Genomic DNA, 769 nt, shown 5'->3' with positions numbered 1-769 from the left:
AGCTCGCCGGGTAAGAGCCCGTTGCAGCAACGGAAAAATCATAGGCCGAACCGTCCAGCTGGATGTCCAGATGAGGCTTGTCGTGAAGATAATTGACACCGGAGATGAACGAAAACGGCCCATCGAAATTGGATGTCAGCTGAAATTCCTGCGCAAAGGCCTTTCCGCCATTTCTCAGCACATTGAAGAAAAAGACCGGCGCTTGCGTGAAGTCATTGTCGGCTCGCTGGACGCTGATATTATTGAAGTAGGCCGTCAAGCTTGAGAGGTCGACGCTGCCCAGGCTGAGTTTCGCACGAAGATCAGCTTTAAACAGTCGATTATAATAGGGCGTAGGCGCGTTTTCCCCGGCCTCATAGAAGCTGGATTTGGTTTGACCGGTTGTCTGGCAGACATAGCATATCGGCGCGCCATTACCGAGTTGATCGATGAACTCGAACGCGCGGCTCCTTTGCCACTCGACTCCGCCATATATTTCAAGGTTATCGGTCGGCGTCCACCTTGCGCGCGCGCGCAAGGTGTATTATTCTGCTGGCCCAGCTTCGTACCATCATAATTGGTAATATAGCCGTCCTCTTTCCTCAGTCGACCGGCGACACGAATGCTAAAGGTGTCGGAAGCCGGCACATTCAGCATTCCGTCAATCTGCCTGTGATCGAAGCGGCCATATTCCGCCATCACACGGCCCTCGAATTTGTCAGTCGGGTTCGCGCTGTTGAGCAGAAGTACGCCGCCTGTCGCGTTGCGCCCGTACAATGTGCCCTGCGGT

At 54.1% G+C, this 769-nt stretch carries 1 protein-coding gene; it reads right to left on the bottom strand.

What is annotated here, in order from left to right; genetic code table 11:
• On the bottom strand, positions 1-517 hold a 517-nt coding region (locus K9B33_RS22940; protein ID WP_224551425.1), incomplete at its 3' end, for a hypothetical protein.
• Positions 518-769 lie beyond the last annotated feature (252 nt).

The organism is Sphingobium sp. 3R8 (assembly GCF_020166615.1).
In the GTDB taxonomy this organism is placed as follows: domain Bacteria; phylum Pseudomonadota; class Alphaproteobacteria; order Sphingomonadales; family Sphingomonadaceae; genus Sphingobium; species Sphingobium bisphenolicum.
The sequence above is the reverse complement of the archived record's forward strand: the minus strand, read 5'-3'. Positions and strand labels throughout refer to the sequence as shown.